Genomic DNA, 14,026 nt, shown 5'->3' with positions numbered 1-14,026 from the left:
CTTGTTTTATAAAATTCTTTGATTTAGTTTTGGAATCAAATCTACAAGACATGACAAATTTAATAGCTCAAGCTCCGGCAGTATCTTTTGATCCTCAGGTTACTAATCATTATAATGATGTTTTAACTGATGAAGCTTTAGATTTCTTATCGGTGCTTCATCACCGATTCAATGAAAGACGTATAGAACTGCTTGATAAAAGAAAAGCTACACAGGAATATTTTAATAAAGGCAATTTTCCTTCCTTTCCTCAGGAAACTTCCCATATTAGAAATTCTGACTGGAGAGCAGGAACTATTCCCAGTGATTTAAGAGATAGACGTGTAGAGATTACGGGTCCTGTGGATAGAAAAATGATTATAAATGCTCTTAATTCTGGAGCGCGCACTTTTATGGCAGATCTAGAGGACAGTAATTCTCCTACATGGGACAACAACATGCAAGGGCAACAAAATCTTAGAGATGCCAATCAAAGAACTATTTCATACACACATCCTAAAACTGGTAAATCTTATAACCTCAATGAATGTCCCGCAGTTCTTCTTGTACGTCCGCGTGGACTGCACCTAGAGGAGCGTCATTTGATGTTTGGAGATCAGGTTTCATCTGGTAGTCTTATTGATTTTGGCCTATACGTTTTTCACAATACGCAAGTGCTTCTTAAAAAGGGTAGTGCACCTTATTTCTATTTACCTAAACTTGAGCATTATGAAGAGGCTACATGGTGGAATGATGTGTTCGCTTTCGCGGAAGCGTACCTAGAAGTACCACTAGGAACTTTCAAAGCTACTGTGTTGGTAGAAACTATTACGGCGAGCTTTCAATTAGATGAAATTATTTACGAATTACGTGATCATATAGTAGGATTGAATTGTGGTCGATGGGATTATATTTTTTCATATATCAAAAAATTTAGAAATCATAAAGACTTTATAGTTCCAGATCGCGATCAGGTTACCATGACATCTCCATTAATGGATGCCTATTCAAAATTAGTTATTCAAAGATGTCATAAACGAGGTATTCTAGCTATCGGTGGTATGGCTGCTCAAATTCCTATTAAGAATGATGACGAGGCAAATGCAGCTGCACTAGAAAAGGTGCGTAAGGATAAGGAGCGCGAGGTTAAAAACGGTCATGATGGTACCTGGGTTGCACATCCTGCGCTAGTACAAATAGCAATGGATGAGTTTGATAAGCACATGCCTAAGGAAAATCAATTAGATCGCCTACTTAAAGACCTTACGATAAATGAAGCAGACTTAGTTGAGTTGCCTAAAGGATCAGTTACAGAAAAAGGAGTACGTAAAAACATCAATGTAGGTATTCTATATACTGAGGCATGGTTGAGAGGTCACGGCGCAGTAGCACTTTATAATCTAATGGAAGATGCCGCAACTGCCGAAATTTCAAGGACACAATTGTGGCAATGGTTGAAAAATGAAGTTCGATTAGATGATCATCGTGTTTTAAATAAATCCTTGTATACCGAGCTTTTTAATGATGAAGTAAATAAGCTAAAAGAGATATTCGTTAAAATACCGAATAACCGATTAGATAAAGCAATCGAAATTTATACACAGTTGGTGGAGAATCCAGATTTTGAGGAGTTTTTGACTTTACCAGCATATCAATTTATATAAAAAAAATCCTGCGATTGCGGCAACAATCTACAGGATTCAAGCAAAATTAATTTACTAATAGCAAAATTATGAAAACTAGCGCACAAAGTACCTACACAACTGTATTAGAAAAAGTGCAACAATTAAAAAAACAATACGGTAACTCTTGGGATCAAATTCAACCAGAATATGCTGCAAGAATGAGTGTACAAAATCGTTTTAAAACTGGATTAGATATTGCAAAATATACTGCTGCCATTATGAGAAAAGACATGGCAGAATATGATGAAAATCCAGAAAAGTATACCCAGTCATTAGGTTGCTGGCACGGATTTGTGGCGCAACAAAAAATGATCGCCGTAAAAAAGCATCATCAAACAACTCAAAAACGCTATTTGTATTTATCAGGTTGGATGGTTGCAGCATTAAGGTCAGAATTTGGACCATTGCCTGATCAATCCATGCATGAAAAAACAGCAGTTCCTGCCCTTATTGAAGAAATATATGATTTTCTCAAACAGGCTGATGCCGTTGAGCTTAATGATCTATTCAAAAGATTAGAAAATGGAGAAGATGTTATAGACAAGATAGAAAATTTTGAATCTCACGTGGTTCCTATTATTGCTGATATTGATGCTGGTTTTGGGAATGAGGAAGCTACATATTTACTGGCAAAAAAAATGATACAAGCTGGTGCCTGTGCTATTCAAATTGAAAACCAGGTGTCTGACGCAAAACAATGTGGTCATCAGGATGGTAAGGTAACTGTTCCTCATGAGGACTTTGTGGCAAAATTACAAGCAATACGTTATGCGTTTTTAGAATTAGGAGTAGATCAAGGAGTAATCGTTGCTCGTACAGATTCAGAAGGAGCAGGACTTACTCAAAAACTACCAGTTTCTAAACAATCTGGTGATCTTGCTTCTCAATACTTATCATTTGTAGATACTGAAGAAGTAACCCTAGATGAAGCAAATAACGACGATGTGTTGCTTAAGAGAGATGGTAAATTAGTACGTCCTATTAGACTTGCAAATGGCTTGTATAAGTTCAAGGATGGGACTAATATTGATAGAGTAGTGTTAGACTGTATCACCAGTTTACAAAACGGTGCAGATTTGTTATGGATTGAAACACCTACACCTAACGTGAAGCAAATAGCCCATATGGTACAGCGTGTGCGTGAGGTTGTACCAAATGCAAAATTGGTTTATAACAATTCGCCATCTTTCAACTGGACATTGAATTTCAGGCAACAAGCTTATGACCAAATGCTTGCCAATGGTGAAAATATAACACTTTACAATCGTGATTATCTTATGGATGAACGATATGATAATACGGAATTGGCCGAGATAGCAGATCAAAATATTAAAACCTTCCAACGTGATGCTGCATTACAAGCGGGAATTTTTCATCATCTCATAACTTTGCCTACCTATCATACCACTGCGTTACACATGAATGATCTAGCTCAGGATTATTTTGGTTCTCAAGGAATGCTTGCCTATGTTGAAAACGTTCAACGTCAGGAAATTAGAAAAGGGGTAAGTTGTGTGAAGCATCAACGTATGGCAGGATCTGATCTTGGAGATGATCATAAAACATTTTTTGCTGGGGATAACGCTCTTAAGGCTAGTGGAGAAAAAAATACCAGTAATCAATTTGAGTCACCACAAGTAGATGTTGAAGTAATTAAAATGGTAACTGGATAATTAAGTTTTAGTAATAGTAATGTAATGTTGAAAGACCGCTCTTTTCTAAGAGCGGTTTTTTTATAATTCCCTTTCTCATGAATGAGTATCTTCAATTTGATGCAGTAAGTTATTATCAAAAAAGAATTCAAAAAGCTACCCTGATTTTACAGTTGTTAACGTGTATAAAATTTTAAAAGATAGGTTTTAAAATCAACCTTCAACTCGTATCTTGAACCGTTCTAGAAAAAGATACTAAGTGGAGGATTATATATCACAACTCAATGATGCACAGCGATTACCAGTTTTGCAAAAAGATGGTCCTATGATCGTAATTGCTGGTGCAGGTTCAGGAAAAACGCGTGTACTTACTTTACGAATAGCCTATCTTATGCAGCAAGGTGTTGACGCATTTAATATTCTGGCTTTAACCTTTACTAATAAGGCAGCACGAGAAATGAAAACTCGTATCGCTGATATAGTTGGACAAAGTGAGGCAAAAAACTTATGGATGGGTACTTTTCACTCTGTATTTGCTCGACTGCTTAGAATGGAAGCAGATAAATTAGGATACCCATCAAATTTTACCATATACGATTCTCAAGACTCTCAAAGACTGGTAAGTGCTATCATTAAAGAGATGGGACTGGATAAGGAGGTTTATAAGTACAAACAAATTCAAAATAGAATTTCTTCACTTAAAAACAGCCTTATAACTGTAAGAGCTTATTTTAACGATGCCGATCTTCAAGAGGCCGATGCGATGGCACGTCGACCTAGGTTTGGAGATATTTATAAAGAATATGTTGAGCGCTGTTTTAAAGCAGGAGCCATGGACTTTGATGATTTGTTACTTAAGACAAATGAATTATTGAATAGGTTTCCACAAGTCTTAGCTAAATATCAAGAACGATTTAAATATATTCTGGTAGACGAGTATCAAGATACCAACCATTCACAGTACTTGATAGTAAAGGCCCTTTCTGATAAGTATCAAAATATTTGTGTAGTTGGTGATGATGCTCAATCCATCTATGCCTTTAGAGGTGCAAATATTAATAACATTCTGAATTTTCAACGTGATTATGATGATGTAAAAGCTTATCGACTTGAACAAAATTATCGTTCAACTAAGAATATTGTGGAAGCTGCAAACTCGGTAATTGAACACAATAAAACAAAATTGGATAAGGTGGTATGGACCGCAAATTCAGATGGTCCTAAAATCATCGTACACCGATTAATGAGTGATGCCGAAGAAGGTCGTTACGTTGCGAGTTCCATCTTTGAAAACAAGATGCAACATCAATTAGATAACGATCAATTTGCAATTCTATATAGGACTAACGCTCAATCAAGAGCAATAGAAGATGCATTGCGTAAAAAAGATATTCCTTATAGAATCTATGGAGGTTTAAGCTTCTATCAACGTAAAGAAGTTAAGGACGTACTAGCTTATTTACGAGTAATCGTTAATCCAAAAGATGAAGAAGCTCTTAAACGCATAATCAATTATCCTGCTCGAGGTATAGGAGCAACTACAATGGATAAAATTGTAGTTGCCGCAAAAAATTATGGTCGCAGTCTCTTTGAAATTATAGAAAATATTGATCAAATAGGAGCTGGTATTCATACAGGAACTAGAACCAAGTTAAAAAACTTTGCTACCATGATTAAAAGTTTCCAAGTAATGGAAGAGACTAGCAATGTTTTTGAATTAACTGAGCATGTTATTAAAAAAAGTGCCTATCTCACCGAGCTTAAGAAAGACGGTACTCAAGAAGGTATTTCTAGAATAGAAAATATAGAAGAATTGCTTAATGGTATGCGTGATTTTGTCGAAGGACAAAAAGAAGTCGATGAAGCTCGTGGATCTCTTGCAGAATTTCTAGAAGATGTGGCGCTGGCAACAGACCTGGATAATGATAAAGGTGATACAAATAGAGTATCTCTTATGACGATTCACTTATCAAAAGGTTTAGAGTTTCCCTATTTATACATCGTTGGTATGGAAGAAGATCTATTCCCTAGTGCTATGAGTATGAATACCAGAGAAGAACTAGAAGAAGAACGTCGCTTATTCTATGTAGCTTTAACTCGTGCCGAACATCAAGCTTATCTCACATACACATTAAGTAGATATAGATGGGGAAAATTAGTTGATGCAGAACCTAGTCGTTTTCTTACCGACATTGATGATAAATATTTAGAATACACCACACCACCTGATGATTATCGTTTTAAAAGTGCACTTAGCGATCATCTGTGGGATGAACCAGATAAGTCAAAATTACGTCAATCAAAACCCAAAAACGGTACGCCACCTAGTGTTAACAACCCTAGTCCAGAACAATTAAGAAAGTTGAGAAAACTGCGTCCAGTGGCTAGCGCATCTAATAAGGCAACGCCTATTAATGACCTAGGTGCTCTACAACCAGGAGTTTTAGTGGAGCACGCTCGATTTGGTCGTGGAGAGATTTTAAACATTGAAGGAGCTGGTGGCGAGAAAAAAGCTGAAATTAATTTTAAAATAGGTGGTATTAAAAAGTTACTCCTAAGATTTGCTAAATTAGAAGTGGTTAAAGATTAAATAGAAAGTTAATCAAAAAACTCAATTACAACCAAAAACTAGATCATGCAGAACATCCAATTTCCTATAAATTTCAAGTTCAAAATCTCGACCATAAGTAATGATTTTGTCGCTACAGATGCTACTGGCAAAACAGTCGCTTATGTAAGACAAAAAATGTTTAAGCTCAAAGAATCGGTTACTGTTTATACCGATGAGAGTAGAACACAAATTCTTTATAACATAAAGGCAGACAAATGGTTGGATTGGAGTACAGCTTATTCCATGATTGATCCCAACGGTAGGGTAATTGGTAAGGTTGCTCGTAAAGGCTGGCGTTCAATGTGGAAGGCAGAGTATCATATCGTAGATCAAAATAACCAACCACAGTATATAATAAAAGAGCGCAGTGCAATGACACGCTTCCTAGATGGCTTGCTAGGAGAAGTTCCTGTACTCGGTTTTTTTACAGGATATTTGTTTAATCCAGCTTATGATGTAACGGTCGTATCAAATGGAAGTCCAGTAGTAGAGCTAGTGAAAGAACCTTCTTTTTTTGGTCGCAAGTTTAGTTTAAACAAAATATCAGAAATCGATCAAGATGACAAAATAAGAGTCATGCTCAGTTTAATGATGATGATATTATTAGAGCGACGTAGAGGTTAAAATTGGAAAACCTTGCCATCTAGAGCAAGCTCACTATTCTTAAAAACAGTTTGAGCCTCTTCTTTAAACAAATTGTAGTCACCATATCTGGATGAATAATGTCCCAGTATAAGGGTTCCTACATTTGCTTTGAGAGCTATAGTTGCAGCTTCTTCGGCGGTAGAGTGTTTTGTTTTGTCACATAAATGAGCATGAGATTTTAAAAAAGTACTCTCATGGTATAAGGCTGTTACACCTTGTATTTGTGGAACAATATCTTCTTTATAAACTGTATCACTGCAAAAAGCATAGCTCTTTGGCTCATCACCATCAGTAGTCAGTTCAACATTAGGTATCACCTCACCATTATCAAGCACAAAATCAAAACCTTGTTTTATCTTTCGATAATAAGCTTGATCGATACCATAGCTTTCACAAGCTGCAACATCTAATTTTCTATCGCCTGGTTTTTCTTGAAATAGGAATCCATGCGTAAAAACTCTATGATCTAGTGGTATGGTGTGTATAGTTAGTAGGTCATCTTCGTATAGTAAAGTTTCTTTGTTTTCTACGCTTTCGCGAAAGCGTAAATCAAAACTAGTATACACCTTAGCAAGTCGTAATTGTAATAAAATAAGTTCCTTAATTCCTTTAGGTCCATAAATCGTTAAATCAGACTCGCGACCCAAAAGACAAAATGTAGAAATTAAACCTATAAGACCGTAGACATGATCACCATGCAAATGAGAGATAAAAATGTGCTTAATACGGGCAAACTTTATTCGGTTTTTACGCAAGGCCATTTGAGTTCCTTCTCCACAATCGATTAAAAAAAGATGGCCTCGTAGTTCCAATACTTGTGCAGTAGGTCGTGCGTTATCTCTAGGTGTAGCACTGTGACATCCTAAAATGGTAAGTTTCATATCTAATAGTGTAGGGCAAAGGTATGAAAGCACAATAAGTTAAATATAAAATCCTTCTTAATAGTTAAATATCAATAAGTGTGCGTAATAGTAATTTAAAACACTACTTTTGCAAAATATTTAAAACAAGTTATTTGAAAAATTTTGAAGCCTTAGGGCTATCACAGCCGTTACTAGACGGCCTTGCTGAAATGGGGTTTGAGAATCCAACAGAGATTCAACAGCAAGCGATTCCCATCTTGTTACAACATGATGGAGATTTTATAGGTCTGGCGCAGACCGGTACAGGGAAAACAGCAGCTTTTGGTATTCCATTACTAGAGCTCATGGACACATCGTCAGACGATACACAGGCGCTTATTCTAGCACCTACTCGTGAACTAGCACAACAAATTTGTAAGCAGTTAGACTTAATGTCTTCCAAATTGGGTAAGTTGAAAATTGTACCCGTCTTTGGAGGAGCTAATATCATGGGTCAAATCAAGGATTTGAGAAGAGGAGCACAAGTAATTGTTGCTACTCCAGGTCGTTTGATGGACTTAATGAAACGTAAGGAAGTACGCCTAGATTCCTTAAGATTCATGGTGCTTGATGAAGCCGATGAAATGCTTAACATGGGATTCAAGGAAGATATCGATTACATCCTTTCTAAGAGTGATATGGGTAGAAATATTTGGTTGTTCAGTGCTACTATGGCACGTGAGATCAAGCAAATCGTTAATACCTACATGAACAATCCACAGGAAGTTAAGGTTAATCGTGAGAATATTGTAAATACAAATATTTCTCATGAATACGTACAACTTAAAGCAAGTGACAAGATTGAAGGATTGCGTCGTATGTTAGATTATGATCAGGATATGTTTGGTGTAGTGTTTTGTAGAACAAAACGCGATACGCAAAATGTAGCCGATCAATTAAATAATAACGGTTACTCAACCGAAGCTTTACACGGTGATATGTCGCAACATCAACGAGATGCAGCGATGAAGCGCTTTAGAGATAAAAATATAAACCTTCTTATTGCTACCGATGTTGCTGCAAGAGGTATTGATGTTGATGATATTACTCATGTAATTCACCTTGCTCTACCAGACGATCCAGAATTTTACACACACCGATCTGGTCGTACTGCACGTGCTGGTAAAAAGGGTGTTTCTATGGCCTTTGTTACCAAAGGAGATACTCGTAAACTTAAATTTCTAGAACGTAAATTAGGAATAAACTTTGAAAAGGGTGAAATTCCTAAGATTGAAGACATAGCCGATAAGCGTATTAATCGTTGGACAGAACAGCTTATTGTTCAAGATCTACACAAGAAACTGAATGTTGAAACAGTAGATGGCGTTATGGCAGCACTTGAAGGTATTACCAAAGAACAATTGGTAATGAAATTCTTGAGTCGTGAATTTGAAAGTATTTACAAGCGCTCTTCTATTACTGATGTAAATGATCGCAGCAAGGGACGTGATAGAGATTCTGGTAAGGATAGAGGTTATAAAACTAATGGTAAAGAAGAAGGGATGAAAACATTCTTCTTAAACCTAGGTCGTAAAGACGACGTTAATAAAGGTGCTATTCTTGGTTTTATTTGTGATGTTACTGGAATAAAAGGAAAAGAAGTTGGAAGAATTCTAGTTGAAGGTGCACATTCGTTTATTGACGTAAGTGAAGAAGTTGCTCCACTTATGAAAGTTCTAGATGGAGCACAACGCGATGGACGTGAATTACGATGCAATGAACACAAAGGTGAGGTTAGAAGATCTAGAGATAGAGGTCGTAGCGGTGGTCGTGATAGAAATCGCGGTCGCGGTGGAAAGAAGCGTGAAAACAATAATGGTTCTTTTAAAGGACGCTCAAAGAGATCAGACTTTGATAAGTCAGGATCTAGACCCAATAAAGATGATAAGGTAGTTGAATTCCCAAGTAAAAGAAAAGGGAATAGTAGTAAAGGAAAATCAAAGAAAAAGGGGAGATCAAATTTCTTTGGATCTAAGTGGGATTAATAATTCCATTTAAACTGATATTAAAAAGGCTCTTGATCATTCAAGAGCCTTTTTATCTTATAACCTAAGATTAGTCTATTTTACTATGTGTTTAATAGTGCTGATGTTTCCTTCGGTAGATGTGATTTTTAAATAATAAACTCCAGCTTGTAACTTATGATTAATAGTAGAATTGTTTTCTACAGTTTTATTTTGTATCCATCTTCCAGTTCCATCATAAATAGCAACTTCTTTAATAGGTGTCGTAGTTTGAATTAGGAAACTATTTTGTGAAGGATTAGGATAAATGATGTATTCATTAAAACTGACTTCGTCCTCGTTCAATAAATACGTTTGACCAGATTGATTACCCCATATGTATTCCACTAGATCGGGTAAATCTATAAACGGATTACGATTGAATTGCCAGTTGTAAACTACATTATTTCTGTTCATTTCAAAATCATCTGGTGGATCATTACGATGCCATTGCAATAAAGTAGCAAGATCGCCTATTTGACCACTGGTAGAATTACTAGGATTACCATTTACTACGTCTAATCCATTATAACGTAGCGTCATGTAGAAAATGGCTCTAGCTACATCACCATGCCAACTGCCTTGTGAACCATTAGGACCATTATATTCAGGATAGTCTTTATTACCACGTTGACTATTCTCTGGTCCGTCCGTAGCTCTTAAATGGTGAGCGTCGCTTTGACCATGTCTTAAACTGTCGGCATTTGTAGGAGTCCAGGCAGACATACCGTCGATGGTCTCATCATACTCAATTTCAAAAAAGCCGCCTCTAGATCTTGGGTAAATATGTTCTCTATTCCACCTACCTACATTACTACTTCCTGTTTGAAACAGAATATCACTGCGATCCTCTTCAGAATATAGTAACCACACTTTATTAGAATTAAGTGGAGAAACATCCGCTTGTTTTAAAATTTCTATGGTGTCATCGTAAGTATGAATGCGTACGGTATTCTCATCTGCGATTAAATTAGTAATAGCTGTTTCAAGAGTGTTTCCTGATAAATTATTTAAACTATCGTAATAATTTGATGGTGCGGTGCTATTAACTATACCATAGGTAGGTTGAAGTGGTGTACCGTAATTTGCTATTTGAAAATCATTGTCAACTATTAATACAGTCTCGTTATCTTTCAACCTTTTGAAACCTACAGGCAGACTATTTTGAATATTAATACGCATGAATTCATCACCTTCATCAAGAACATCATCTATAATGGTAAAACTTTCTGTTACAGAAGTTACACCAGGCGCAAAGGTTACTTGTGTAACTCCTGTATAATCGCTGGTATCAAAACCTGCGTTATTTAAACTATAATTAAGAGTAAATGAGTTGCTCGATGCTTGAGTAAGGGTAAAAGTGATATCAACCGACGATCCTTCATCGACAGATGCACTACTACTAGTATAACTTACACCTGTATAGCTAGGTGTGGTCGTATCGTTAAGGGAATGCGGTGTACTAGGTTTTACTTCAAAGGTTCCATCGTCTTTACGTTGAATAGATTCTGATAGTTTATTACCATTCTCATTTTCATTATACTGCACGGTTTCACCCAGTAAATTAAGTAAATTCTGATTAAGAGCATCATCTGTTTCATAAACTAATGCGTCTATCAAATTGGTCTGATTGGCAAAAGTACGATCTGGCCAGTCCGTGTCATCACCCAGATAAATCGCTACTGCATCAGCACCATTTTGTATGTTTGATTCTGCTAGTAATCTATCTGGAACTGGAGATACTTGAGAACTACCTAGAACTATTAATCCATTGTTGTCGGTAGTTAATCCATCTAGATCAACGGTATAATAACTTCTACCTTGACCGCTAGAGGTACTAGTACTTCCGTTAAAAAACACCAATACATAACCATTTAATGATTGAAATGGATTGTCTGTTTTAAGCTCCACAAACTCCATGTCATCTGTGCCTGGAGTATCTGTATCAAGTTCATTGATAACTACTTGTGAGTACGCTTTCGCGAAAGCGAAACAAAACACAAACAGTGTGTATACATATTTCATAAAGAGGGAATTATGCTGCAAAGGTAAAATCCTTAGTATGAAGTTATTGTTAAGAATAGTGTTGTGAGTAGTTCTTTTATCAACAACGGTACCTTTACTTTGACCTTATTAATTTTAACAAGAGAAGAGAGGAGAACTCTAACGGTCTTTAGGCATTACCTTTTATACGTAATAGTCCTCTCAGTCTCTTGTAGGATGCTTAGTTGAACTACTTGGAATACCTAGCTTAAAAAGCTCATTAAAGGAAATAGTTGCCAAGCATCAATAATCATTAATATTTATAAAAGTATGAAAAATGTAAGAGAAGTAGTAGGTATCGATGTATCAAAAAATACATTAGATGCAACTCTATATCACATTAAGCAACATGCTGTATTTACAAATGATGATAAGGGTTATGCTCAATTATTATCATGGGTTTCTGATCAATTAGAAGTTAGTAGTTATTTTTTCATTTTTGAAAATACGGGTAATTACTCACTAAAGCTTTCTGTATTTCTAAGCTCAAAGGACTTGGTTTATGTAGAAGAAAGTCCCATGCGTATAAAACGTAGTACCGGTCTTACTAGAGAGAAGACAGATAAGTTAGACTCTTATATGATTGCCAGATATGGTTGGATGTATAGAGAAGAACTGGAACCTAGTAAGATAAAGCCAAAGGAATTTCAGGAACTAGGAAGACTTTTGTCATTGAGAGATCAATTAGTAAGAGATCGCAGTGGATTGAAGTCGACTTTAAAAGAGCAAAAGCACTTGTTATCAAGTCCGTCAACAGATAGTTGCTGTAAACTGCTAGAGCGCAGTATCAAGCATATAGACAAACAGGTCCAACATATAGAGCGACGTATGAAGGAGCTGCTTGAAACAGATGATAGTTTACAAACAAATTATAATTTGTTAAGATCGGTAAAAGGAGTAGGATTGATACTAAGTTGCCAACTGCTGTATCATACCAGTAATTTTGTGAAATTCAACAACTGGCGTAGCTTTTCGAGTTATTGTGGAATAGCGCCATTTGAATACAGTTCGGGCAGCTCTATCCGGCGCAGAAAACAGAGTCATTATATAGGGGATAGGAAGATGAAGACTTTATTAAGTATGGCGGCCGTTTCAGCAATTCAATCAGACCAAGAATTAAGAAATTATTACCATCGTAAACTCGAAGAAGGGAAGCATAAAATGATAGCATTAAACAACGTGAGAAACAAGATTTTAGCACGCAGTTTTGCTGTTATCAAAAGAGGTACACCATTCGTTAATATAGCTGCAACAAATTATTGATTAAAAGCTTGTTTTTTACCTTGGAATACGTATTCAGTCGCTTTTATCATGTTTTTTAATTTCATTTTAGAGAAAAAGAGTTAGGTTTGATTATGGCTGATGTTGATTTTTATAAAAATCTATACGTTTATTATGACGCTGTTCATGATGTGCTGGCAGATGAATCTTTATTTGAGATTGTGCCAGAAAGCTGGCATATTATAGTGACCGATGTCCAAAACTCATCGGCAGCCGTAGCAGCCGGAAAACATCAATTGGTTAACCTAGCTGCCACTGGTTGCATTGTGGCATGCCTTAATATTTCTAGAGAGCGTGAAATTTCAATTCCCTTTTTCTTTGGCGGTGATGGTGCTACTATTATGGTTCCCGAGCCATTATTAGACGAATGTTTGCATGCGCTTGTCTTACACCAACAGAATTGTAAGGACAATTTTGATTTCTTTCTAAGAGTTGATTCTAGGCCGCTTAAAGAATTATATAATCAAGGAGCAGTTCTTAAGATTACTAAAGTAAGATTGAATGAGTTACATGTTTCTCCAATTGTCCTAGGAGATGCTCTTCAAATCGCAGAGACAAGTATTAAGAAAGACAACCGTGAAATCCAATTATCTTCATTTCCCTTTAATCTTAATCTTAACGGGATGGAATGTAAATGGGATAAAATCGAGCCACCACAAACCAATAATGAGATTTTAACTTTAATCATTAATGCTACCAAAACTGAGTGGCAAAGTGACATTTACAGTAACGTATTACGATTACTAGACGAAATTTATGGTGAATATGGTATGAGGCATCCTATTATTCCAGAAAGACTCAATATGGTAGACAATCTTAAACAATTGAAAGATGAAGTTTTGATGAAGTTTTCTTCGATGAGTTGGTTAGAAATGACAAAAGCTATCATGAGAATTTTGATAGGCAAATTTTATTTAAAAAATAGCAAAGAAGGACAACGATATTTAAATGAACTATCCCTACATACCGAATCATTGATGATTGATGGTTCAATTAATACTGTTATTACTGGTAGCTCTATCCAGCGTGAAAAACTATTAAAGAAACTGGAACAACTAAAAGAAAGTGGACAAATAACCTTTGGTTATCATGTAAGTAATACAAGTGTACTTTCTTGTTTTGTAACCGCGCTTGATGATTATCATGTGCATTTTGTCGATGGCGATCAAGGTGGTTATACCAAAGCAGCTCAAATATTTAAAAGCAAAAAGCCCAACTGATAAGT

General features: G+C 36.1%; 9 protein-coding genes. 7 read left to right on the top strand and 2 right to left on the bottom strand.

Going from position 1 to position 14,026, the window contains the following annotated elements:
- Nucleotides 1-50 precede the first annotated feature (50 nt).
- From aceB to AAT17_RS02735, 4 genes are all read left to right on the top strand, one after another.
- A complete protein-coding gene (gene aceB / locus AAT17_RS02750; RefSeq protein WP_060522849.1) occupies nucleotides 51-1,643 on the top strand; it encodes a malate synthase A in 1,593 nt (530 codons plus the stop codon).
- A 68-nt stretch (nucleotides 1,644-1,711) separates the two neighbouring features.
- Nucleotides 1,712-3,337, top strand: coding sequence for an isocitrate lyase (locus tag AAT17_RS02745; RefSeq protein WP_060522848.1), 1,626 nt, complete (start codon nucleotides 1,712-1,714; stop codon nucleotides 3,335-3,337).
- Nucleotides 3,338-3,575: 238 nt separating this feature from the next.
- On the top strand, nucleotides 3,576-5,906 hold the full coding sequence (locus AAT17_RS02740) for an ATP-dependent helicase (protein ID WP_060522847.1): 2,331 nt from the start codon (nucleotides 3,576-3,578) through the stop codon (nucleotides 5,904-5,906).
- A gap of 45 nt (nucleotides 5,907-5,951) precedes the next feature.
- On the top strand, nucleotides 5,952-6,551 hold the full coding sequence (locus tag AAT17_RS02735; RefSeq protein WP_060522846.1) for a hypothetical protein: 600 nt from the start codon (nucleotides 5,952-5,954) through the stop codon (nucleotides 6,549-6,551).
- Here AAT17_RS02735 and AAT17_RS02730 read toward each other — a convergent pair.
- The gene (locus AAT17_RS02730) at nucleotides 6,548-7,453 is read right to left on the bottom strand and encodes a ribonuclease Z (RefSeq protein WP_060522845.1); all 906 of its coding nucleotides are present in this window, start codon (nucleotides 7,451-7,453) and stop codon (nucleotides 6,548-6,550) included. The genes AAT17_RS02735 and AAT17_RS02730 overlap by 4 nt on opposite strands.
- A 134-nt stretch (nucleotides 7,454-7,587) precedes the next feature.
- On the opposite strand from AAT17_RS02730, the gene AAT17_RS02725 reads away from it, so the two are divergent.
- Nucleotides 7,588-9,459: a DEAD/DEAH box helicase gene (locus tag AAT17_RS02725; protein ID WP_060522844.1), complete on the top strand. Its 1,872-nt coding sequence runs from the start codon at nucleotides 7,588-7,590 to the stop codon at nucleotides 9,457-9,459.
- 75 nt (nucleotides 9,460-9,534) lie between these two features.
- On the opposite strand, the gene AAT17_RS02720 is transcribed toward AAT17_RS02725, so the two are convergent.
- Nucleotides 9,535-11,502: an endonuclease gene (locus AAT17_RS02720; protein ID WP_060522843.1), complete on the bottom strand. Its 1,968-nt coding sequence runs from the start codon at nucleotides 11,500-11,502 to the stop codon at nucleotides 9,535-9,537.
- 288 nt (nucleotides 11,503-11,790) lie between these two features.
- Here AAT17_RS02720 and AAT17_RS02715 point away from each other — a divergent pair, with 288 nt between their 5' ends.
- The gene (locus tag AAT17_RS02715) at nucleotides 11,791-12,783 is read left to right on the top strand and encodes an IS110 family transposase (RefSeq protein ID WP_060522842.1); all 993 of its coding nucleotides are present in this window, start codon (nucleotides 11,791-11,793) and stop codon (nucleotides 12,781-12,783) included.
- 92 nt (nucleotides 12,784-12,875) lie between these two features.
- Nucleotides 12,876-14,021 (top strand): DUF3095 family protein, encoded by a 1,146-nt coding sequence (locus AAT17_RS02710; RefSeq protein ID WP_060522841.1) that lies wholly within the window; start codon nucleotides 12,876-12,878, stop codon nucleotides 14,019-14,021.
- Nucleotides 14,022-14,026 lie beyond the last annotated feature (5 nt).

The sequence above is a fragment of the Nonlabens sp. MIC269 genome, from assembly GCF_001430865.1.
Classification (GTDB): domain Bacteria; phylum Bacteroidota; class Bacteroidia; order Flavobacteriales; family Flavobacteriaceae; genus Nonlabens; species Nonlabens tegetincola.
The sequence above is the reverse complement of the archived record's forward strand: the minus strand, read 5'-3'. Positions and strand labels throughout refer to the sequence as shown.